The following is a 23,091-nucleotide window of genomic DNA, read 5'->3' on the forward strand; positions in this document are numbered from 1 at the left end:
TAGGTAATTATTTTCTAAAAAAAAGAGGTTGGTTCACATAGGTGAACTAACCTCTTTGTTGAGTTTGGAAATTTAAGCTGTTACACCTTCAACTTCGTGGATTTTTGCAGCGATTGTGTCTGTTAGCTCAGTAGCTGTTTCCGGTACGAAGTTTTTCAGAATGGTGTTAATCATTGCACCCATCATACCACCAGCTGTAATGTCTAAATAACCAGTCATGCGCGTGGAGTTCGCATCGATGACTTGTGCCTCGAAGTAACCGCCACCGTTAAAGTTGTCAGAAAGTCCTTTAAGGTTGAATGTTACTTTTGTTGGCTCTAGCCATTCAGTAATATCTACTTGTAATTTAACTTTTTTCTTCATGAAGCCAAGATCGCCTTTGAATTCCCAAGTAGATTGGTTTTCACTTAATATTTCGTGATGAATGTAACCAGGTACAAGAGGTGCCCAGTTGTTCATGTCTTGCACGAAAGCCCAAATTCTTTCGATTGGTACTTGTAGTTCTACTGTATGTGTTCCGTTTGGCATAGTTGTTTACGCTCATTTCTCTAGTTAGATTAGATAGTACGAGATGCTGTGGCACCTACTACTTTTCCTAGTACATATCCCATTGTCATAGCTGGCCCGATCGTACCACCAGCACCTGGATAAATTGGGCCAAGCATGCTCATTGCGGCATTACCTGCAGCATATAAGCCTTCAATTACATTGCCGCGAAGATTCATCACTTGTCCTTGTTCATTGATCTTTGGTCCACCATTCGTGCCAAGTGCGCCAAAGTTTACAGGTACTGCATAAAATGGTGCTTTTTCAATGCGACCAAGATTGGCTTCGGCATTACCGCCACCGCCTAAAATGTTTTCAAAATGCGTTGTGCCTCGGTGGAAATCCGGATCCACACCGTTATCGCAATGTTCATTCCAACGAGCAACTGTCGCTTCTAAGCCAGCAGCGTCTACACCGATTTTTTCAGCTAATTCCGTTAGCGTTTGCGCTTGGTCTACCCAATCAGGAGTAGGCTCGCCTGGCATCATTGTAATAATCATTGTACTGTCTTTTAGTTGTTGGTCGAAAACCATCCATACAGGCGGTTCGTTTGGATACTCCAGTTTTACAGGATCGAACTCGTAGAATGCACGTGGTAAATCATTGTATGTAGTGCCTTCGTGTACGAAACGTTTACCATACTTGTTGACCATAATACTGTTAGGACCCATACGACCACTACCAGTCTGGTTGATAATGTGGCCTTCGTATTCAAATGTTGGATCTTGCATGGATGGATACCACCAAGCTTCACTCATATTGCCAAGCGCGGCACCAGCTTCCATTGCCATAATCAGTGCATCTCCTTCGTTTCCAGGAGGGGACATTGGATGCGTGATTTCACCTTTAAGGAAGGTTTTCACTAATTCCTTATTCCATTCATAGCCACCAGATGCTAAAACAACACCTTTACGTGCGCCGATGTAAATTTTTTCGCCGTCCTTTTCCGCCACAACGCCAATAACATTGCCGTTGTCATCTACTACTAACTCTTTACCTGGTGTATTGATGCGAATATCGATACCGCGGTCAAGAGCACCTTTTAATAATGAAGCGATGAGAGAACGTCCCATTGTGACAATGTTATTTTCCATACGGTCTGCTACGACTGTAAAATCGATTCCACCAATTGCACCACCCTCATTTAGTGTAAGAGGCGGGAATAATGGATTTTGACGAACTAATGAGCCCCATTCGCCAATTGTATTTAAATCAAATGGATCTGGATCGAGCGAACGTGTACTGTTATGAAGTGCTTCAGGTAAATGGGCGTAATATTCTGAATATGTTCCCGGTACAGAGAATCGTACGGGTGTATTTTCATGTAAATAGTCGATCATTGCATGACCGTTGTCTACAAATACATCAATTAATGCCGGATTTGGTTCTTTCCCTTGTGAAAGACGTTTAATGAAGTTGAGTGCATCTTCACGTGAATCTTCAATGCCTGCTTCTTTCATATAGCGGTTCATTGGAATCCAAGGAACGCCACCTGAATAAGCAGTAGTACCACCAATTTGGTGTGTTTTTTCAAGCATTAAAACTTTTGCGCCTTGGTCAGCAGCTAAAATAGCTGATGTAAATGCTGCTCCACCTGTTCCGAGTACTACTACATCGACTTCTTCGTGCCATTGTGCAGGTTTTTTTGCTGGCATGGTTATACCTCCTATAATATAAAATATGTATTGAATCTTCAGAAAATGATAGCATCACTATCACTAATTGTATTTTAAGGGATATTTGTAAGTCATATCAAGTATAATTTAGTAAATGATTGGAAGTTACTAGTTATTAAGAAGTATAAGAGGAAAAAACGTTTAATTTGTAGGTAAAATTAATAATTTTCTGTTTAAATCAATAATTTGCTATCAAACGCATGGTGGGCACTCAAAAAATCTGTTGCTTTTTTAAGTGTCAATTGGGGTAATATTGTATTTTTGACGTTATATACTAATCTTCTCATAAAAAGATTTACCGGAAATAGAGAGCTATTTTTGTAGAGTGTAGCAGGGGGTATTCGACGCTCGTCCGCAGGGGAGCTAGTAGTCTGTAGCGGAAATCAACTTTTTCTATTATTAGGATTGGGTGAAAATGATTAATCAATACGCCTGATTGCTTTTCTTTAAATAGAAAGAAGTAGGTACGGTGATGCGATACTCTTGTAAAAGTACCCATCTCTATTTATCAGCAATTAAATTTTTCAATGTCTTTGACTATAAATTTAAGAGGGTATATGGTGGAAGTGTAATGATGTAATATGCATAAAAATGCGTTAAGTCGTATTTTTGACACAAAGTATATGTGAATTCTAACTTTTTGAAATAAACATAAAAATTCAGTTGATTTTATATTTATGCATGTATATAATAAACTCAACAGCAACGAAAGCAAGGAGCGAGAGCAATGAAATTACTAGAAGAAGTTCAGTTAAAGTTAGTATCCAGTTTAAAAGGGAAAGACTTACTGACATTGCTTGACTATACAAGTGAAGAGGTAGAGCAATTAGTAGCACTGTCAACGCAACTAAAGACAATTACAAAAGCAGGGAAATGCCCTAAATTACTAGAAGGTAAAACGCTTGGCATGATTTTTGAAAAACATTCAACGCGTACACGTATTTCATTTGAAGTAGGTATGAATCAGTTGGGCGGTAAAGGTATGTTTATGCATGCACGTGATTTACAAATCGGACGCGGTGAGTCAATTCATGATACAGCACATGTGCTATCAGGCTACTTGGACGGCATTATGATTCGTGCAAACTCTCATGCGATGGTGAAAGAACTTGCCGAGCATGCAGTAATTCCAGTGATCAATGGCTTAACAGATATTTATCACCCTTGCCAAGCTTTAGCGGATTTAGAAACAATCGCTGAAAATAAAGGTGAACTAAAAGGACTTAAAATTGCATATGTTGGAGATGGCAACAATGTGGCGCACTCATTAGTAGTCGCTTCTGCACACGTAGGTATGCACGTGGCAGTCGCAACGCCAGTTGGCTATGAATGCGATTCAGAGGTTATCGCAAAAGCACACGCTATCGCAGCAGCAAACGGTAGTACAATTACAATTACGAATGATCCTGTAGAAGCAGTCAAAGATGCTGACGCTGTATATGCAGACGTTTGGACATCGATGGGACAAGAAGAGGAAGCTGCAAAACGCTTACAAGACTTCGCTGGTTACCAAATCAACGATGAGCTTGTAGCAAATGCAAAACCTGATTACATGTTCTTACATTGTTTACCAGCTCACCGTGAGGAAGAAGTTGCAACATCTGTTATCGATGGTCCAAATTCCTACATCTTTGAGCAAGCAGAAAATCGTTTACATGCTCAAAAGGCAGTACTCGCTTCAATTCTAGCGTAATGTTCGACATATGCTTCTCTGGTTGAGAAGTACTATATATAGAGTTCACATTGGCAACAGAGGGTGCCAATGTGAATAACATAATCAGTGGCATGCAGACAGAGGGATGTAAACCACGCGCGATGTACGTTATCAAGATGGATGGCTTCATCGCTACATAGTGAAAGTAACCTGGGAGACGCTGGGTTGCTTTTTTTGTTATGAATAGGAAAAAACCGCACAAAATTCGCAGTTCAATATGATTACATATTAGATTTCCCCGTATGCTAAATAAGGGAAGAAGCCTTCGAAAAACCAATCAGTTGCTGGTATGAAGTAAGAGCCGTAGTGGAAATCTAGATCCAGCGTTGTAATAATCCATTTACCACTAGTGGAGTGTGTATCTATGTACATGACTACACCGCCATTTTCTGTTGAGATTAAAACTTCAGCATGCTCAGGTGGCCAAAAAACACCAAAGCGTGATGGCTACGTACCCCAAGCACAAAAAAATGGTGTTTGGTTTTTAAATTGAGGAACTTGTTGTGATGAGGCCGTATTTTCCTCAGTTAAAAGTTATCCTGTATGTTATTTATAGCGGAGTATAGCCAACTGTGCGGCACGTAGTAAATCAATAGAACACGAGATAGATGTCGCAATTCTACACCATAATTGGATTAGTTCTGTTTTGTCAAATTGTAAACAAAAAAGAACTAGCGTTAGAAGGGCACTGAAAAACTCTAAACTAAGATTATTTTATAGTAATTTTTCATAGGGTATTATTTTACTATGCAAGGATTTTGCGCGGCAGCGTGAGACTCCAGCAGGAACAGCACAAGACGTAAGACGCAACAAACCGCGCGTAGCGAGGGTTGCGGCTTACGCTGTGCCTGCGGAAAGCGAATGCTAGAGCGCAAAATCCTTTAGGTCCTATTTTTATTAGAGAATTTATTAAAAAAACATTTTTTCCGTGCCCTCAGCGTTAGCTAGCTCCTTTTTACAATTACAACCTGAATTGATGTATTACTTCTTCCAGTTCTACTGCCATTTTCGCTAATTCTTTAGCTGCATATGATACGTCTTCCATGGATGCGCTCATTTCTTCAGAAGATGCAGCAACATTTTGAGAATGGTCATTCACACTTAGAGAAGTTCGAGACACATGCTCAATTTGATTGACCACCTCTGAAATACGATGTTTCATATTAGTTATGGCTGAACCAACCTCATTAATATTCGTTGAAACAGTTAAAACGGAGTCTTTGATTTCGTTAAAGGCTCTTCCGCTTTGATTCACAAGTTTCAAACCTTCCTTTGTTGAATTCGATCCCTGTGCTACAAGGTCCATGGAATCTTGAATACCAACTTTAATATCCATAACAATTTCACTTATTTGTAGTGCCGAATGGCTTGATTGTTCCGCAAGTTTACGAACTTCATCTGCTACAACAGCGAAGCCTCTACCGTGATCGCCAGCTCTTGCAGCTTCAATTGCAGCATTCAATGCTAGTAAATTTGTTTGTTCGGAAATTGATTGTATCATCAAACTAATTTGACTTACTTCATTCGATTTTTCATGTAATTCGCCGATTTTTTCAGCAGAAGAGGTAACGTTTCTATCAATCTCATCCATTTGTTTAACAGTTTGATTGACAACTTCACTACCTTGTTTAGCTGTTTCAGCTGAAAGATCAATCGAATTACTTACATCATTCATGCTACCAGTAACGTCTTCTACATGCTTGGAAACTTCATTTATTATTCCTACAGCATGCTCCATAGCCATATTCTGTTCATCGGTCCCTGCAGCAACACTTTGAATAGATTCTGATATTTGAGTTGATGCTTTTTGGTTCTCTATTGCACCAGCAGCTAGTTCTTCAGATGTCGCTGATAATTGTTGAGAGCCATCTGAGATTTTTGTAATGACTTCTTTCAAACTCTCAGCCATAATGTTGTAATTTTTACCCATATCTCCAATTTCATCGTTGGCTTTGATGAAAATGCGTTGTGTTAAATCGCCTGTAGACATGGCTAAAGATATGTCACTCACTTTTTTGATGTTTCCAGTTATACGAGAGCTCATTACAAACGAAACTAACACCGCAAGACCTGCAAAAATGGCGCCTAAGAAAATGATGATTTTCCCTATGTAATCCCCAGTAGCAGCAAGCTCATTTTGTTCAATAACAGCGATGTACTTCATACCTTCATTGTTAGAACTTACTACGTTTAATAAGAAGTCTTTCCCATCAATTTTTGCTTCAACTGTCCCATCTTTTTCTAAATTCTTTAAAGCAGGTACGTCTAATTTAGAGACTTTTTCAAAATTTAGTTTAGGATTAGCAGGGTTTGCTAATATCGTGCCATCGTTTTGTACTAAAATTACATAGCCATTTTTTCCGATTGTTATATCATTAATAATAGTAGTTAATCCGTCTAGACTAACATCGATACCTAGTGCACCTATTGGCGTTCCATCTTGTTCAATAGTCACTACATTACTTACGATAACCCCATCAATTCCAGTTGCAGCATAGGCACTCGTTACTTTTACTTTTCCTGGATTTTCTAAAGCTGTCGTATACCAAGGACGATCAGTTGGGTTGAAATTAGGGATAGTAGGACCTTCAGGATATTGAACATATCCACCATCAGCAGTACCCATGTAAACATAGGCTGCATCAGGATGTGTTTTCCCGAATTGTGCAAATACGTCATAGATGGCTTTCTCTTTTGCCCCATTTTTTGACGGTGTCATTTCTAGTAAATTACTATCTGTAATATCTACATAAGATGTAATGCTATTATCGGCATTCACTATAGATGGGTTGGTAGCTAACAACATCGCATTTTCTCTAATTGATTGGAAGAAGATTGAAAGTGCATTGTCAACTTGCTTAATTTCTCGTTCACTAAATTTAATATAATCTTCCTCTGTTGATTCACTAACCTCAGCATTAACAAACAGTCCAATTAAGGTCATTGGTAATAATGAAAGAAGTAATGAATAAATTAATAGCTTTGCTTTAAATGAAAATCTACCTTTACTCACATTTCCACCTCTGTTTATGCACGAAGAAGGTACACCACTGTACCTTCTTCTAATGCATTTATTCTAATATTAATGGTTTAAAGTAAGCAGGCTGTCTTGAAAGAATTAACATCTCTTGGTTAAACCAAGCATCTGCTTGAATCGTTTCAAATGTAACAGTTACCGCTTCTTCTTTGTTACTTGATGCTACTACTGGTTGGTCAAGTCCATATAGAGGATCTAGTGTATATAAACTACTGCCACCTAAGTAGTTATCTTCAGTACCAACGTAATTGGCTACTACAGTATAAGCTTGTGCACCAATGGCTACTGCATCCCAAATAACCATGGAATTTTCTGGATATTTGTTAACAGACATAACTTTGTTGATTTCCATTTTACCGCCATATTGGCCGTTCCAAGCCGATGGAATTGCGATCATATCTGCGCGTTTCACCGCTAATACACCAGATGCTTCAGGATACATCGCATCTTCGCCTAAAAGTATGCCAATTTTCCCGAGGTTTTCTGTTTCAAATACTGGTAGTGATGAACCAGCTGTCGCCCATTTTTTATCACTAGTGCTTAAGTGTGTTTTTTGATATTTACCAGCAATTTTCCCATCATTTGAAATAAGTTGTGCTGAATTGTAAAGATTTTTATTATCTTTTTCGATAAATCCATAAACAATTGAAATGTTCAATTCTTTTGCAAGTGCGGTAATAAATTGTGTAGAATCTCCATTTGGATCTTCAGAAAGATTATTAATTTCTTTTTCTGTTAATTTATTGACAGGACCTGTTAATGATAATTCAGGTAAAACAACTAAGTTTAATTTAGGGTTCTCTTGCTTTGCTTGTTTAATTAAACTGATGATTTTTGTTTTATTGAGCTCTTTATTTCCAATTACAGGCTCGTACTGAACGGCAGTTGCTACTATTTCATGTGAAGTTGTATTTTTTGTATAGTCCCAAGGTGCAACTGTTTGCATAAGTTCTTTATAAAGCTCAGGTCGTCTTTCTTGTAGTGCTTCTTTATTTTTATTATTAAATTGTTTTGGGTCGATTTGTGCGTAGATAGTAGTTGGTTCGTCAATATCTTCTTTTTCAGTCATTACAACAGGAGCTTCTGCAAGTTTATGTCCTTCTGGTGACCAGATAGCACTACCACCAATCATATGGAAACCATTTTCAGTATTTGAACGGTTTGAACTCACAACATACATACCATTTTGCATAGCTCTTGCTGGTAGAGCTGAGATTGCTTGTGCTGAAGAATTTGTTGGGAATGCAAGAATATCAGCGCCATTAATGCCTGCTAATCTAGCAGTTTCGTAATAAGCTGAATCCATACAAATGTTAATAGCAATTTTACCGATTTTTGTATCATAAACCGGTACGCCTAAGTCGCCCCAAGCAGCCCAGTGCATTTCAGATTCCCACATTTGTGTCTTGCGGTATTTGCCGATGTATCCTTCTGGTCCAACTAATGCGGCAGAATTATAATACAAATCAGATTCTTGATCTACTTCAGGCATCCCGAATACGACATAGGCATCATATTGTTTTGCTAATTTGGCGAAAGCATTTGTAGTTTTACCTGGAATTGTGTCTACAAATGGTTCAATAGATTTACGGTCAGCGTAGTAGTAACCAGTTGTTGACATTTCAGGTGCAACAACTAACTTAGCTCCTGCCTTGAAAGCTTCTTCCGTTAACTTTAATAGCTCTGTTACATTTTTATCGCGTTCATTTAAAATTGCGTTAAATTGAATGCTTGCTACTTTAAAAGGCTTTGAAACTTTTTCATTGAGACGTTCTTTTGCTATTGCAGTAGTATCATCTTGATTCCATTGGTGACCGCCAAAAGCTACTAATGATAGCATTAGGATAAATGCAGTAAATATTTTTACGATTTTCATGTTGAACTCCCTCTAAGTTAGAATTATGTTAGTGCAAGTAGAAATGGTTTTACCAGAATATTCCTCCTTTATTTACGGGCAAAAAAAAGACTATATCCAAATAAATATGGAATAGCCATTCTTAAATAGAGACTACCCGGTAACCTGGCGATCGTAGCTCAAAAATTTAGAACTTTAGACCCGTGGCTTTGCGTCCTTATTTTTCAATAAGTTTGCCTTTATCGTTTTTTAGTGTGTATTTTTTTGAAAAATGAGTATAAATGCACATTCGTATATTATTAGATTTATTTGGAATATGCAAGATATTTATCCAAAAATAATTATGGTATTTTTCTATTTAAGTTTCTTTTGTTGAAGTGAAATACCGTAAAATATGGAATTAGCATTAGGGGAGAGGGATTAAAGTTTTTTAAAAATAATACTTTACCCATAAATGGTAATAAAATGATTAACGAAACGGACATAGTTATAAAATATAAATAGTTTGAAAGGTATTGTAATTTGTTTTCGAATTTTTAGTGCAATGTATTTATTTTCAGATGAAGGGGGTGTGTGAATACACCTAATGTGTTTGCGGATTTCATTCGTTGAACAATAGTGTATGTGTACTTTTTTTAATAATATTAAAAAACACGGTCTCCTATTTTAAGCGGAGCCGTGTTTTTAAGTGCTGAATTTTTTAGGTCGCTATACTTTCCCTAGAAGTCCCTCATAATCTAAAAAACTACATCGTAAAGATTTTCCCTGGATTCATAATATTATGTGGGTCAAGTGCGGCTTTAATGCTCTTCATGACTAGTAAGGAAGCGCCGTGTTCTGTCGCTTGGTACTTCATCTTGCCGATGCCTACACCGTGTTCACCTGTACATGAACCGCCACGTAACAGAGCATACTGGACAATATGTTCATTGAATCGATCGGCTTTGGCCTGTTCTTCTGCATTCGCCGGGTCAAGCATTAGTAGTGCATGGAAGTTACCATCACCCACATGTCCAACAAGTCCACCGGCAAGGCCAACCGCATCTAATTGTTTACGTGCATATAAAATTGTTTCAGCTAGTACAGAAATGGGTACACAGACGTCAGTGGACATTAGTTTTTTTCCTGGATATGCATGAATATAGGCGTAAGCGAGAGAATGACGAGCCTCCCATAACTTATTGCGTGCGGCGTTATCCGTCTCAAAGGCAATCGAACTACAATTAAAATCCTCGAAAATTGCTGTGGCAAATTCAATATCTTCTTGCATACCGGTCTCATTACCGTGGAATTCTAAAAACAATGTCGGCTTTTCTTCATAGGATGTTTCATTGTATATATTGGCTTGTACCATGGAAGCTTCATCGACGAGCTCAACACGACCGACCATAATCCCAGCTTGTAACAAAGCGGCCACCGCGCTGACAGCCTCGCCAACTGTCGGAAAGACTGCTCGCCCTGCTGTTACAAATTCAGGAATCCCATAAACCTTTAAAGTTAACTCTGTAAAGCAACCGAGTGTACCCTCAGATCCTACGAATAAGCCATTTAAATGATAACCAGAAGAAGATTTTGCCGCCAAGCTACCTGTATGAATAACGGTGCCATCTGCAAGAACGACCTCTAAATCACGTACTTGGTCACGCATGACCCCGTAGCGCACAGCTGTTGTGCCACTTGCATTTGTTGCGGCCATACCTCCGAGCGTCGCATCTGCACCAGGGTCTACAGTAAATTGCAAACCATGCTTTTTCAGCTCTTTATTAAGTTGGGAGCGTGTGACACCAGGTTGAACTTTTACAAGTAAATCTTCAGGACGAATGTCTAAAATCGTATTCATCTTTGAGAAGTCTATAGAAATACCTTGTTCAATCGGAATCGCGTTTCCCTCTAAACTTGAGCCAACGCCAAAAGGCACGACAGCTACACGTGCTGCATGCGCAATTTGCAAAATAGCGCTCACGTCAGCTGTCGAGTGAGGAAACACAACGATATCTGGAAGACTAGTTGCATGGTGAGATTCGTCTCTTCCATGCAATTCACGCACCGTTTCATTGGTAGAAACTTGCTCGTACGCTAAAATATTTCTAAGTTGGTTTACTATTTGTTCAATGCCAATTGTCATTCCACTCGCCTCCGAATAATTCTGATAAATCTAATTTATCATGCTATTGGAAGGAATGGAATGCATGTATACATAAAAATAGATTAGTGTGCAAATCCCTGCTCTAGCTTTTGTGTAAAGGCATCTCTTTCAGAAGGACTTGATTGTTGCCACCACTTTTCCAAAAATACACCAAGTCCAGGTAATAGATGTTCTTCACCGCGTGCAATCGCATCCTCTACAATGTCCTTAAACTCTGCTGCTGTTTGGCCATTTACATTTGCTTTAATGGCATCTCTAATTTGAAAATTCATCTTAAATCGCCTCCTTAGTAATAATTTGTCCAGGTCTTCAAAAAATATGTATGTAAAGTACTAAAAAAACTTGTGGTTTATAAAATTTCTCTTAATAATTTACTATTTTCATATAGAAAATAGTAAAAATAATCATAAGAAAAACCGCCGAATAAGCTATTCGACACTGTTTTTTGAACAGGCTACGATGGAATCACCTAGGAATAATGGATTGTGCACAGTCGTCAGGATGAACCAATGATTGATGCAAAGAATAAAGCGATTGTGTTGTCGCCAGAACAATCGTTTGAAGAAGTGCTAGAGCTTGTGCAACCAATGATTACAGCGATTTTATTGAAATGTAATGTGTATAAAAATTATGACTATTATCGCCAAGTTGCCGCGATTGCAGTGTGGGAGGCATGGCAAAAAGCAAATCCTACTAAAGGTAAGTTTTCATCTTATATTTATACAACTGTTAGAGGTCGTATTCTGAACGAGCTTTCAAGCGAACAGCGTTATCAGAGCAGCTACACACTCATGGAAGATGAAACATTGAATGTCTTACTGACTCGTGGTGAATCTATAGTAGTAGAGGATTGCTCTGAATTAGTAGAAATGCTTTTCGAATTTCTATCGAAGGAAGAAGTGGAATTACTTCAATTACTTTATGTTGATGGCTATAGCTATATAGAAATAGCTCAACAGTTTTCTATTTCGGTAGAGGCTATTAAAAAAAGACGTATGAGACTAATGACTAAAATTCGGAGCTTTTCATAGGTAATTTTTAACAATAAATACTCAAGAATAACATCCCAATGCTCATTGTAATAGGATATTGGGGTGTTTTTATATTATGTACACAAATACTAGGAATAGTGATATTCTGTAGAATGTGATTGAAAATTATACAAATATATAAATAATTGATAATGTGACTAAAAAATAGTTAGTAATTATTGGTTTTAGTAATAAGCGAATTGAAGGACTTTTTATAATGGAGGAATAGCTTTGGAGAGATTTCATTTTAATTCAGATATCGAAAAAAAGGAGATAGTTTATATTTTCATGCCATTGCTATTACTTCTGCCAATACTATTTTATAGTGAACATCTTTATGATGTTTTCAAGGATGAACAATATATTTATTTTCATTTAGCTATACAGATAATCATAATAGTGTTTGCAATGGCTATTGCCATACAGACTTGGTTAGTATTTTCACATTTAAAGTTAGAGCGAATGCTAAACATCGGTGTCTTTTTCTTTATCATTGCCCTCTTCGAATGGGTAAATATTATTGAAGTACATTCATTTGTTTCTGTGAATACTATACAAACATCCTATTTAGCTATGTGGTTACATCTCATAGTACGTTTGTTATTAGCAGTCGGCTTTATCTTGATGATTATGAAAAGAGAAAAGCCTATCCAATCGAATCACCGTTTGGTTAAATACGGAAAAGCTAGTATTTTAGCGGTTATTACGCTGGTAATCCTAATTAAACCACCAAGTTTTTTACAGCCATTTATTGTGGTAGGTATTCAGCAATCATTCTGGCAGAACATATTGCAATTGTCGGCAACGTGCTTACAAGTAATCGCTATTGTTATTTTGATAAAAAAATATCATTTTGCATTCAAGCGAGTCACTTGGCTTGTAAGTGCATCAGTTTATTTAATTATAAGTGATGTCTTATTTGCCATTTATAAGGATCCCTATGCCATCGGTAATGTAGTAGCGCTTATTTATAAGATTTATGCCTACTTCTTTTTTGTTAAATCCATTTACTATGTATCTGTAGAGAAACCTTACCAAAAGCTTTTGCAAATTCAAAAAAACTTAGAACAGTCGGAAAAGGAATTACATTATCAGGCATATCATGACGACGTGACACAACTTGCAAATGAGCGTTTCTTATTGAAAACTTTGAAGGCAGATTTACAAGTAGACAATGGAACAAAAGCTATCATTGCTGTTGAAATTGATCGCTTAGCGACAATTCGTTCGTCACTTGGTATTAGTTATTCCAATAAAATGCTAAAACTTGTTGCAGATAGAATCATAAGCGTATGTCCAGTGAATTACTTTGCGGCAAAATTACATGAAGATCAATTCGTTATTTATATTAAACATTATGAAAATAAGGAAGAATTACTACATTTTTGCTATACACTTAAGTCTGCTATGAAGAAGGATCCATTGCAAATACAGCATTTTTCGTTAAATGGAAATCTTAATATCGGCATTGCATTACATACAAAAGGATGCGGGTCTGAGGAAACTTTACTCATGCAAGCAAGGTTAGCCATGAAAGAAGCGAGTCGCTTTCCAAAGCGAATGCTATTTTATACGCCAAGCATGTCAGATGGCATGGCAGACCGACTTAGTCTCGAGCAGGAGTTACATCAGGCGCTAGCAAATAACGAATTTTTTCTGGAATATCAGCCTCAGGTCAATTTGAAAAACGGGAAAATTGAGTCTGTGGAGGCACTTGTAAGGTGGCAACATCCTACACGTGGTCAAGTTTCCCCATCTATTTTTATTCCGATTGCAGAGGAATCTGGGCTTATTATCCAATTAGGAGAATATGTATTAGAAGCAGCTTGTTTGCAGGCAAAGGCGTGGCAAGAATTAGGCCTACCAAAAATGAAGATAGCCGTAAATTTATCACTAGGCCAATTATTTCAAAAAAACTTAGTCAGTAAGGTAGAAGATATTTTAATACGAACAAAGCTTGAACCGCATTACTTACAGCTTGAAATCACTGAAAGTATGACGATGAATATTGATCAAATGACGCTCTTGTTACGTGAATTGAAATCTCTTGGTATCCAAATTGCTGTCGATGATTTCGGTACAGGTTATTCATCATTATCTTATTTAAAGGACTTTCCAATCGATTGCTTAAAAATCGACCGTGTTTTCGTGCGCAACATTCAGCACGACAAAAATGATGAGGCTCTTGTGTCTATGATATTATCTATGGCCAAGCATTTAAGGTTAAAAGTTGTTGCAGAGGGCATTGAGGAAATCAATCAGCTCGCATTCTTTTTAGAGGGCGAGTGTGATTACATTCAAGGTTATTTATTTAGCAAGCCAATTACTGCCGAGCAATTGGTCGCAACTTTCGAAGAACTCCATCTCCATACAGCGGATATTCTCAGTCGTCTTAATGCTATAGAAGAATATTCAATTTGAAAGTAATCTCTTCCTTTTATAATGAAAGGTAGAGATTTTTTTAATTGGTAGCAGCCCTTAACATCGAGCGAGTAAACAATACTACGGACATTCGCGCTCAGCAAATGTATAGGCATCAGTATGCTGGATTCTTATGTTTAACTTATATAATTGAGTCATTTAAGTAATTTTCAAAAGTTAGAAAATGAATCATCAATTAAATCGTCATAACCAATAATTTAGCAGGAATGGGTATTTAGATACTTTCAATATGCATTTTAAATGATGAATATAAGTAATTACTAACAGGTAATTGAAAATTATTGTAAAAATATATTGAAAATTCTGAAAATTGATTTTATAATTAGTTTATAAGTAATAGAGAAGAGGTGGTTATCGCAAAGAGGAAAGTGAGTGAACGTCTAACTTTTTGCAATGGTAGCTTTGGTGGTCAGTTGGTGAATAAGATTTTTTTGTTGAAAGTGAGCAAGGGATGAAAACCTGTAGCTGTATGGGTTACCTTGCAATTTTAAAAACAAGGGAGGTATGCCGTATTGTCAAAATATGCAGCCACTTCAAAAATCCATAAGTATTCGACATACATAATCTTGTTGAGTAATCAACGGTAGCGTTGAAAATGCCTGTTAGTAACTCGAGAACGAATGTCAACAATAGAAAATATACAGAGCTAATTCTTGTGCCGGGCTGTAATTAGTGAGTCGACAAGATGTGAAGGACATTTAGCCAAGTGTATGTGAATGGTCACCTATAACATGCAATACATCGAGAAGAAAAATACAATAGATTGACGCATTGAGCTGGGAAGTTGGATAAGATTTTGAGGGAGTTTGACAACGGAAGGTGATATGAAGGAATTTCAATATCTGAAAGAGAACCAAGTTTATGCAATAGCACCGTATTATTTGGGAGGCTATTCATCAGTATTGATTACAGAAAAGGGGAGGCTGTTATCGAAAAAGAACGTGAATGAAATCATGAATCGATTTTGTATTATGAATGGTTCAACACTGGCTGGATGTCTTCAGGCAACACGTGAAACAACAGGTTTTGTGAAAAATCCACCTATTATGTTGTCACCAAAAGGTTTGTTTGCTATGCAGCTACCTTGTTTTGGATTCAAAGAGGTAGTATGGGTATTTAGCTTGAACTTTCTTACGCAAACGACCGCTAATGGTCCGATTAAAATTGTCTTCCAACATAATCACTACGTTGAAGTAAATGCTTCTGAGGAAATGATGCAACGTTATCGATGGAAATTGCTCGAGTTGCAATACTTATACAATCAGATTGAACCAGATTATTTGAAATAAGCTCATTAGTGAATTCCTACTGTTTGCTTATGGGATTCACTTTTTTTACGCTTCAATATGACACTTGGTGCTTGGTACGTTATAATAATGAACAGTATATAAAAAAAGGGCGGTACAAAGTAAGATGAAGAGAATTGAATCAACGCAAAATTCATTAGTTAAATATTGGAAGAAGTTAGCAACGACACGCAAAGAACGTGAACGATCAGGAGAATTTTTAGTAGAAGGCTTCCATTTGGTAGAGGAAGCGTTAAAAAATAAAGAACAGATCTTGCAGTTAATCGTACGTGAAGGTGTCGATTTACCACTGCTTTGGCCGATTGATGACGTGGCGATCGTAGAAGTAACGCCAGCTGTAGCGAAAGAGTTTGCTGAAACAGAAACGACACAAGGTGTATTTGCTATTTGCAAGCAACAGATAGTAGAAGAAGAGTTGATGGCTACTTGGCGCAAGGTATTGCTAGTGGATGCGGTGCAAGATCCAGGTAACATTGGCACAATGATCCGTACGGCAGATGCGGCTGGACTAGATGCGGTTGTGCTTGGTAAGGGCTGTGCAGATCTTTACAATCCGAAGACGCTTCGTTCAGCACAAGGCTCGCATTTCCATATACCGGTTGTGCGCGGTGATTTAGAGGATTGGATTGATGCGCTACAAGACAATGGTGTTCCGGTATTTGGTACAGCACTTGAAGATGATGCTGTGACGTATAGCGAAATTCAACATTCAGGCTCATTTGCGATTATGATGGGCAATGAAGGCAGTGGCATCAATCCGCAGCTGTTGTCAAAAACGGACCAAAATATTATTATCCCGATTTTTGGACAAGCTGAATCACTAAATGTTGCTGTAGCGACAGGGATTGTCCTTTATGGCTTTGTGAAATAAAGTAGCCTCATTGAAAAAAACAATCAAAAATGTATGTAGCGATCCTTTTCTCTGTGATATGGAGAAAAGGATCGCTATTTTTATTCGCTTAAAATAATTGTGACGAATACTTATTTAGTAGAACATCTAATTCTTGACTACAGTGAACGACATGGGGGTGTGTGAACCCTAAATCTTTCGCTTTTTTATACATAACCTTTCTTTTTATTTCAATTTCAACCTTCAAATAATTTTTACACATAAAACGTATCACAATAATTCACCCTCATCTTTCTCTCTAGTTTTTGAAATAATTGTCGAGTAATATCAAATCAACTTTTTCATTTTATAACACTCCATTTAAAAAAAATGTCATATTGTGTGGGGTAAATAGGGTTTCATAAATTTGTCACAAGTGAAGTGAAAAGAGATGAATTGTTGTCTTTAGTTGTATAGAAATATGAAGAATATGATAAAAAAATATGTTTTTAGTGTTTATTTGCGAAATAATTGAAGTCGAATTTTGTTCTTATTAAGAAAATTGTAGATGGCATGCAATTGAAAAAGTGGAAGCGATTTTACGACTCTACTAGATTCAACAGTGAAACGGCTCATCGGACGCCCCCCGGAAAGCGCCCAGCCGGAACGGAAATCAACTCCTCGTTATGGTGATGAATCCTTATAAGAAAGATTGGGTATTTTCAGGATGCACTTTTGCTCATATAGAGTATTTAAAAACATATTAGTTAAGGTGTTTATTTTTTAATAGTAAAATTATTATTCAACAATACCCAGTTTTGTGGATAAGGGAAACCTAATGCCCAGTAGCTGATTCCGCGAAGGTTATATTGTTTAGTCATGTCAAATTTAGCTTGAGCGCTTCTGGCATCTTCAAACCATACTTCATGCTCCCGACCTTGTTCATCGACATAGCGGAAAAATGGGGATTGTGTTTTCATGTCATATTGAATAGTTGCACCATATTTTACAGCTCTTCGAATCGCCTCTTGAGGGCTAAATGTCTCCGCTTCTTGGCCTTTAGCATGTGGGAGAAGCCAGTCTCGGGCATAAATTTGGAAACCTAAAAATATTTTTTCAGCAGGCATCACTGATAGAGCATATTCCACAACTTTTCGCATTTCGTTAATTGGGGAGATGGCTTGTGGCGGGCCTAGTCGATAGCCCCATTCATATGTCATCAGCACCACAAAATCAGCGATTCGCCCGTGGGCCTCATAATCATGTGCTTCATATAAAGTCCCAGTTTGAGTGGCACTCGTTTTTGGTGCAAGCGCAGTTGAGACTAAATATCCTTTAGGGTGGAGACGGTCAACAGCTAATTGAAGAAATTGATTATAATTTTCACGATCGGCAGGTAAGACATTTTCAAAGTCGATGTTTAGCACTTTATAGCCTTTCTCTTGCATCACTTGAAGCACGTTTGTAATGACTTTTTCTCGTAGTTCAGGATTGGACAAAACGACATGCGCCAAATTGGATCCAGCTTCAGTTGAAGTGAAGTTCGTAATCGCCATCATCGGAACTATATTTTTCGAAATGGCAGCATCCACCATTTGCTTATCATCAAAGGGCTCTAAAGTGCCATCTTCCTTAATCATATAAGCAAATGGACTGAAATAAGTAAGAAGATCGCCAATGGCATTAAGGGATTGGACAGCTTCCTCGTTCGATTGATACGTATAAGCATTTACTTCAATCTTCGGCTTTGGTCTGGGAATGACTAAGTACATCCCAACATAAAGCATATTTGGGTTTGTGATTTGATTTTCATTAATAATAGCTTGAACGGTCGTACCATAGTGGTTCGCGATTTGTTGTAGTGTCTCTCCAGGCTGCACGATGTGTGTAATGGGTGGAATATATAGTTTCGTACCAGGTGTTAGAGCATTTGGGTTGCTTAATTGATTGACTTGAATAATTGATTGAATGGAAACGCCGTATTGTTGAGCAATCGACCACAAAGTTTCTCCGCTTTTGACAATGTGGGTTGTATACGGTGTGGGAACGACGAGTGACTGACCTACCACTAATTGATTTGGATTGGGTAATGCATTTATTTGAGCAATTGAATTCGCATCGACACCATAGCTGTTCGCAATTTGCCAAAGCGTTTCATCAGCGCTCACGACATGTATAATCATTAGCTCTCCCCCTAAGCAGTTTCATTAATGCATCATATGTAATGAGCAATAAAATGATTAATTATTGGTGAAAGCTTAGTTGTTATAGGAGGAGTGATAGTTGTTAATATTCGTGTTTATTAACCATTCATATATAAGTGGTAGGTTGATTTCCGCTACGGGATGCTCGCTTTCCGCGGGCAAGCACCGAGCCGCTTCCTCCACTTCGTTCCGTGCAGGGTCTCGGTTTGCTTGTATTTCCCGCAGGAGTCGAGCACCCTCCGCTCCAATCAACTAAAAATGTAAGAACATATGCTAGTATTAAAAATATAAATAACGAATTATTTGGTAAATTACAATTTAATATTTACCTACTCAACACAACTGAGTTGTTAATAACCCAGTTCAGAATGTTGTTGAATACTCATGAATATAAGCCTGAAAGAAAAATGCCTAAGACATCTTCGTAGATTTCGTCGAATTGAGAAAGTGGAAGCGGATTTACTCCCTTACCAAGCTCCACTGTAAATCCAGGTCTTCGCCAGTCCTGTATAAACCAATCTTTATAGCCGGCATAGCTATTAGTTGTTTTAACTGGCTGATAACCACTGACACGACCAAACTCTTGGGCAAGGACTTCATTTTCAGGAGGCTCAAGGTCCTCAAAACCCCAATAAATTACTTCTCCCTGTGTATGGAAAGCGAGTACTCTTGCAAAATCCATGTTCTTTGTGAGGTCTGCCATCGCAATAGCTTCAGGTTCGGATAAAGGCTTTTCACCTCCATAATCTCTTGGCCCAGGCTCCTTTGGATTCCGCTCTCTTTCCAACTCCCATTTGGCAGGGAATTGATCATTCAAATCTACGCCCCTAATGTTGGCTTTCCAACCGGAAAAATCTGAACTGCCATTGTTCCATTCGATAACTTGGCTGTGCCATGGTTCATTATCGGGTGGGCCATTTAATACTAAATCCACACCATCTGGATTAACCATCGGCACAATGGAAAGGGTCGTTTGTTGATAAAGAGGGGGCGTAGAAAGCCCACGAATCGGTTGTTGATTCGTTAGAGAAAGTAAATAATCATTTAAGAAGGTCATAATAATCGGTGTCGTAATCCATTCATTTGCATGAAATGAACCATTATAATGAACTCGTTTGGCGCCGTTACCAATCAGTATTTCTGGTAGTTCTCTCCCCAAAACAGAATTTCCAATTGAAGGGGTTTGTAAAAATGGGTAAACCGATTGCAATCTTCTGATGTCATTCATCATGATGTTGTAGTCATAATTTTGTTTACCGTTTACAAGCCTTGATGTAATCCGCTGCGGCACTCGGATCGTCTGTCCGATTTGCAAGCGGTTTGGATTAAGGTCAGGGTTCACAAGAAAAAGGGTGTCTACTGGAAGATTTCTACTTTGGGCAATAGACCATAAAGTATCCCCTTGCCTTATTTGATAATCGACAGTCACAAATCCTGGTATTTTAATTGCCTGACCTACCGAAAGTACTTGTGGGTTAACGTTTCGGTTGGAATCGATAATCAGTTGTAGAGGCATCTTAAATACTTGGCTATAGTACCAAAGCGAATCCCCTTGTCTAACATATACATCCATGTCGTTCCTCTCCTTAATTGAAAAGACTCAATCATATAAGTATATGAAAAAATATGGTTTTTGTTATTAGGTATTGCGCGATAACATGTATTAGACTAGCGTGGATAGAAGATGCTACTCATTATAGAATCATCTGTAAGTGGAGGTTTTGGTAAGGAGCGCCTATATAGCAAAATAAAAGTGTAGACTTGTACAACTAACTTGTACAGAAGTCTACACTTTTTTTGTGAATAAATAAGGACTTGTCACTCTCCTATGAAGATGCCGAATCTCATCGGTAGAGGTATATATAAGGATACTAGCGATGTCAGAACTTAATTGTATCTAAAAACTACGAAACGAAAAAAGTTTATCTATATAACGTAATCGCAAAGTATAGCAATGAAAATAAACTGAAATTAAAACTCGAATAAAAAGGCATAATACAAAATTGATGGCGATTGGTTAGAAGAAAAAGCTACTATGAACAAATAAGTAATATTGAGAAACACTTTACATTTTATTTTTTTAGTTATTATCTGTCAGTCTGTGACTTTCTATATCAAAATCAATCTACAACCACTTTTCAGCCCAAGATTCAACTTTTTGAAGTGCAATTCCTAGATTGTGTCCTTTTCTAGTTAAGGAATACTCAGAACGTACGGGACGGTTTGTGATCACACTACGTAAAATAATCCCACAATCTTCAAGTTCTTTCATCCGCTCCGTAAGAACACGCTTACTTAGACTAGGAATTAGAGAATTGATTTCACTAAATCTTTTTGGTTCATTTAGTAAATAATGAATAATTAAACATACCCACTTTTTCCCTATAATTTGATAGGCTTCTTCAAATTTGTTGTATGTACCTTCTTCATCGTACGTTTCGTTCATTACTAGCCTCTCCTTAAAATACAAATACTTTGTTTCGTCTACACTATTAATAACAAAATACAAAGAACGTAATTGTATCATAAAATTCTATTAATTTAAAAGTGTTAAACAAGAAAGTTCATAGTATTGACACAAAATAATTAGTAGGTTATTGTTGTTACATAAAGTAACTCAGGAATTAAAAGTTACCTTGCGAATTTCAATTCAACGGTGCCGAAAATTGAAATCTATTAAACAGAAAAATAATCTTACTTTTTGATAGCGAATATAATAACGATTTGTGTCAACAAAATGGCATGCAATTGAATTTTGAAACGAGGAAGACATCATGAGTCAGTCAAAGAAAAAAATCCACTATGCTTGGTGGGTATTATTAGGGTTAGTTGTAATGGTAGGAGCTGCTAAAGGTGGCATTATGAATACAGGTGGGTTATTTTTAACTCCAGTTACAGAAGATTTAGGTATTGGAATGGGAAGTTTAACATTGTACTTTAGTATATCTTCAATTGTAACAATGATATCACTACCAATTGCAGGTAAGATGATGGCGAAATATAACATTAGAATACTTTTAGTAGCAGCTGTTATTTTGGAGGCAGGCTCCTTTGCAATGTTTGGATTAATGAACTCCGTATGGGGTTGGTACCTGTTTGCTATCCCAATGGCAATGGGATCTGTATTAGTAACACAATTAGCAGGCCCTGTACTTATTAATAATTGGTTTAAAAAGCACAAAGGCTTGGCTATAGGTATTATGGTGGGAGCTGGAGGTTTAATAGGTGCTTTCCTTCAACCGGTAGCAGGTAACTTAATCGCTAGTGAAGGTTGGAGAAATACGTATATTTTCTTAGGGATAGGCGTAATGGCGGTTGTTATTCCAGTAGTGTTATTAACGATTAGAATGGCTCCACAACAAAAAGGTTTACAGCCATATGGCATGGATGAAGTTAAGCCAAATGAAGAGATTAAAGTTCAAACAACAACAAATAGCGGGGTTACTGCTGCCATAGCGAAAAAATCGAGTGCATTTTATTTTTTACTACTTTTCTTCTTCTTTGATACATCAATAGCTGCTTTTAACCAACATGTTGCGCCATTCGCGATGGGTTTAGGCTATGATATCAAGTTTGCCGGTAATGCAATGGGCGCTTGGTCGGTAGGTGTTGTAATTGGAGCGATATTCTTCGGTTTCCTCAGTGATAAAATAGGCGTGAAGAATACAGCGGTTTCCGCTATGCTTCTAGGGTTAGTTCCAGTAGGAATTCTTATAATAGTTCCTGAAAATCCAATGATGTTTACAATAGCTACTGGTCTATATGGATTTGTTGTTGCATCTCTTGGCACATTAGGTCCACTTTTAACAACAGCTTTATTTGGTAATAAAGAGTTCAGTCAAATCTATGGACTTGCAATAACGGGATTAGCAGTTGCTGGTATTGTTGCATTACCTGCATATGGTTTTATCTTTGAATTAACAGGTAGTTACTCTTATGTGTTATATGGTATTTTTATAATGTTGATCTTGAATGTAGGGGCTATTATCTTTGCATTTAAAGGCAAAAAGAAATTTGAAAAAGCAGGATTGTGGAACTAATAATAGGATAAAGAAGCCTAATTATAATAATCTTGAAGCAAAAATGAGAAGTTATCGCTAACTTCTTTTTTTTATGTTTTCATAGATGGTGAACAAATAAGCTGATACATATTTATTAAGTAATATACATTTATTAGTATTTTATTAGAGAGTAATGGTATACATGTAAAGCGGAGTTAGTGAAAAATTTGTCCCGGATTTAACGAAAGAGCTTAAAATGAAAGAAATTTCGCTAAAAGTAGAAATATGATTTATCTTGATAAT

The 23,091-nt window shown here is 37.4% G+C and carries 18 protein-coding genes and 1 riboswitch; of the genes, 7 read left to right on the top strand and 11 right to left on the bottom strand.

The window, feature by feature from the left end:
- Positions 1-72 precede the first annotated feature (72 nt).
- Both AEA09_RS03335 and AEA09_RS03340 read right to left on the bottom strand, forming a co-directional pair.
- Complete coding sequence (locus AEA09_RS03335) at positions 73-528, bottom strand: SRPBCC family protein (RefSeq protein ID WP_053582495.1); 456 nt, start codon at positions 526-528, stop codon at positions 73-75.
- Positions 529-557: 29 nt separating this feature from the next.
- On the bottom strand, positions 558-2,201 hold the full coding sequence (locus tag AEA09_RS03340; protein ID WP_053582496.1) for an FAD-binding protein: 1,644 nt from the start codon (positions 2,199-2,201) through the stop codon (positions 558-560).
- A 748-nt stretch (positions 2,202-2,949) separates the two neighbouring features.
- On the opposite strand from AEA09_RS03340, the gene argF reads away from it, so the two are divergent.
- On the top strand, positions 2,950-3,915 hold the full coding sequence (argF, locus tag AEA09_RS03345) for an ornithine carbamoyltransferase (protein ID WP_053582497.1): 966 nt from the start codon (positions 2,950-2,952) through the stop codon (positions 3,913-3,915).
- Between the two features lie 249 nt (positions 3,916-4,164).
- Here the strand turns inward: argF and AEA09_RS19780 are convergent, their stop codons facing one another.
- Positions 4,165-4,308, bottom strand: coding sequence for a hypothetical protein (locus AEA09_RS19780; protein WP_156312025.1), 144 nt, complete (start codon positions 4,306-4,308; stop codon positions 4,165-4,167).
- Here AEA09_RS19780 and AEA09_RS20425 point away from each other — a divergent pair.
- Positions 4,301-4,429, top strand: a complete 129-nt coding sequence (locus tag AEA09_RS20425; protein WP_281176694.1) for a hypothetical protein — start codon at positions 4,301-4,303, stop codon at positions 4,427-4,429. The genes AEA09_RS19780 and AEA09_RS20425 overlap by 8 nt on opposite strands.
- 468 nt (positions 4,430-4,897) lie before the next feature.
- Here AEA09_RS20425 and AEA09_RS03350 read toward each other — a convergent pair whose 3' ends face one another.
- The 4 genes from AEA09_RS03350 to sspI form a co-directional block, all read right to left on the bottom strand.
- Positions 4,898-6,949: a methyl-accepting chemotaxis protein gene (locus AEA09_RS03350; RefSeq protein WP_053582498.1), complete on the bottom strand. Its 2,052-nt coding sequence runs from the start codon at positions 6,947-6,949 to the stop codon at positions 4,898-4,900.
- Between the two features lie 58 nt (positions 6,950-7,007).
- Positions 7,008-8,849: a nitrilase-related carbon-nitrogen hydrolase gene (locus AEA09_RS03355; RefSeq protein ID WP_245622771.1), complete on the bottom strand. Its 1,842-nt coding sequence runs from the start codon at positions 8,847-8,849 to the stop codon at positions 7,008-7,010.
- A 135-nt stretch (positions 8,850-8,984) separates the two neighbouring features.
- Positions 8,985-9,076, bottom strand: a riboswitch (cyclic di-GMP riboswitch).
- Positions 9,077-9,573: 497 nt separating this feature from the next.
- A complete protein-coding gene (locus tag AEA09_RS03360; RefSeq protein ID WP_053582499.1) occupies positions 9,574-10,953 on the bottom strand; it encodes an FAD-binding oxidoreductase in 1,380 nt (459 codons plus the stop codon).
- 83 nt (positions 10,954-11,036) lie between these two features.
- Positions 11,037-11,246 carry a small acid-soluble spore protein SspI gene (sspI, locus tag AEA09_RS03365; RefSeq protein WP_053582500.1) on the bottom strand — a complete coding sequence of 70 codons (210 nt, stop codon included), beginning with the start codon at positions 11,244-11,246 and terminating at the stop codon, positions 11,037-11,039.
- A gap of 213 nt (positions 11,247-11,459) precedes the next feature.
- On the opposite strand from sspI, the gene AEA09_RS03370 reads away from it, so the two are divergent.
- The 4 genes from AEA09_RS03370 (at position 11,460) to AEA09_RS03385 (ending at position 16,625) form a co-directional block, all read left to right on the top strand.
- Positions 11,460-12,005 (top strand): sigma-70 family RNA polymerase sigma factor, encoded by a 546-nt coding sequence (locus AEA09_RS03370; protein WP_053582501.1) that lies wholly within the window; start codon positions 11,460-11,462, stop codon positions 12,003-12,005.
- A gap of 231 nt (positions 12,006-12,236) precedes the next feature.
- Positions 12,237-14,426, top strand: coding sequence for a bifunctional diguanylate cyclase/phosphodiesterase (locus tag AEA09_RS03375; RefSeq protein ID WP_245622772.1), 2,190 nt, complete (start codon positions 12,237-12,239; stop codon positions 14,424-14,426).
- An 827-nt stretch (positions 14,427-15,253) separates the two neighbouring features.
- Positions 15,254-15,736 carry a competence protein ComK gene (locus tag AEA09_RS03380; RefSeq protein ID WP_053582502.1) on the top strand — a complete coding sequence of 161 codons (483 nt, stop codon included), beginning with the start codon at positions 15,254-15,256 and terminating at the stop codon, positions 15,734-15,736.
- Between the two features lie 124 nt (positions 15,737-15,860).
- Positions 15,861-16,625, top strand: coding sequence for a TrmH family RNA methyltransferase (locus tag AEA09_RS03385; protein ID WP_053582503.1), 765 nt, complete (start codon positions 15,861-15,863; stop codon positions 16,623-16,625).
- 88 nt (positions 16,626-16,713) lie between these two features.
- Here AEA09_RS03385 and AEA09_RS19415 read toward each other — a convergent pair whose 3' ends face one another.
- The 4 genes from AEA09_RS19415 to AEA09_RS03400 form a co-directional block, all read right to left on the bottom strand.
- The gene (locus AEA09_RS19415; protein ID WP_211263253.1) at positions 16,714-16,866 is read right to left on the bottom strand and encodes an aspartyl-phosphate phosphatase Spo0E family protein; all 153 of its coding nucleotides are present in this window, start codon (positions 16,864-16,866) and stop codon (positions 16,714-16,716) included.
- Between the two features lie 493 nt (positions 16,867-17,359).
- On the bottom strand, positions 17,360-18,766 hold the full coding sequence (locus AEA09_RS03390) for a glycoside hydrolase family 18 protein (RefSeq protein WP_053582504.1): 1,407 nt from the start codon (positions 18,764-18,766) through the stop codon (positions 17,360-17,362).
- A 403-nt stretch (positions 18,767-19,169) separates the two neighbouring features.
- Positions 19,170-20,360 carry a M14 family metallopeptidase gene (locus AEA09_RS03395; RefSeq protein ID WP_053582505.1) on the bottom strand — a complete coding sequence of 397 codons (1,191 nt, stop codon included), beginning with the start codon at positions 20,358-20,360 and terminating at the stop codon, positions 19,170-19,172.
- A 552-nt stretch (positions 20,361-20,912) separates the two neighbouring features.
- A complete protein-coding gene (locus AEA09_RS03400; protein ID WP_053582506.1) occupies positions 20,913-21,233 on the bottom strand; it encodes a winged helix-turn-helix transcriptional regulator in 321 nt (106 codons plus the stop codon).
- 328 nt (positions 21,234-21,561) lie between these two features.
- On the opposite strand from AEA09_RS03400, the gene AEA09_RS03405 reads away from it, so the two are divergent.
- On the top strand, positions 21,562-22,827 hold the full coding sequence (locus AEA09_RS03405) for an MFS transporter (protein WP_053582507.1): 1,266 nt from the start codon (positions 21,562-21,564) through the stop codon (positions 22,825-22,827).
- The last annotated feature ends 264 nt before the right edge of the window (positions 22,828-23,091 follow it).

It is taken from the genome of Lysinibacillus contaminans, from assembly GCF_001278945.1.
Taxonomy (GTDB): domain Bacteria; phylum Bacillota; class Bacilli; order Bacillales_A; family Planococcaceae; genus Lysinibacillus; species Lysinibacillus contaminans.

Bases quoted from the DNA above. Each gene is read 5' to 3' on its own strand.
- AEA09_RS03355 (WP_245622771.1), bottom strand. From the start codon at position 8,849: ATGAAAATCGTAAAAATATTTACTGCATTTATCCTAATGCTATCATTA.
- AEA09_RS03405 (WP_053582507.1), top strand. From the start codon at position 21,562: ATGAGTCAGTCAAAGAAAAAAATCCACTATGCTTGGTGGGTATTATTA.
- AEA09_RS03335 (WP_053582495.1), bottom strand. From the start codon at position 528: ATGCCAAACGGAACACATACAGTAGAACTACAAGTACCAATCGAAAGA.
- sspI (WP_053582500.1), bottom strand. From the start codon at position 11,246: ATGAATTTTCAAATTAGAGATGCCATTAAAGCAAATGTAAATGGCCAA.
- AEA09_RS19415 (WP_211263253.1), bottom strand. From the start codon at position 16,866: ATGTGTAAAAATTATTTGAAGGTTGAAATTGAAATAAAAAGAAAGGTT.
- AEA09_RS03385 (WP_053582503.1), top strand. From the start codon at position 15,861: ATGAAGAGAATTGAATCAACGCAAAATTCATTAGTTAAATATTGGAAG.
- AEA09_RS19780 (WP_156312025.1), bottom strand. From the start codon at position 4,308: ATGTACATAGATACACACTCCACTAGTGGTAAATGGATTATTACAACG.
- AEA09_RS03400 (WP_053582506.1), bottom strand. From the start codon at position 21,233: ATGAACGAAACGTACGATGAAGAAGGTACATACAACAAATTTGAAGAA.
- AEA09_RS03360 (WP_053582499.1), bottom strand. From the start codon at position 10,953: ATGACAATTGGCATTGAACAAATAGTAAACCAACTTAGAAATATTTTA.
- AEA09_RS03390 (WP_053582504.1), bottom strand. From the start codon at position 18,766: ATGATTATACATGTCGTGAGCGCTGATGAAACGCTTTGGCAAATTGCG.
- argF (WP_053582497.1), top strand. From the start codon at position 2,950: ATGAAATTACTAGAAGAAGTTCAGTTAAAGTTAGTATCCAGTTTAAAA.
- AEA09_RS03395 (WP_053582505.1), bottom strand. From the start codon at position 20,360: ATGGATGTATATGTTAGACAAGGGGATTCGCTTTGGTACTATAGCCAA.
- AEA09_RS20425 (WP_281176694.1), top strand. From the start codon at position 4,301: ATGTACATGACTACACCGCCATTTTCTGTTGAGATTAAAACTTCAGCA.
- AEA09_RS03340 (WP_053582496.1), bottom strand. From the start codon at position 2,201: ATGCCAGCAAAAAAACCTGCACAATGGCACGAAGAAGTCGATGTAGTA.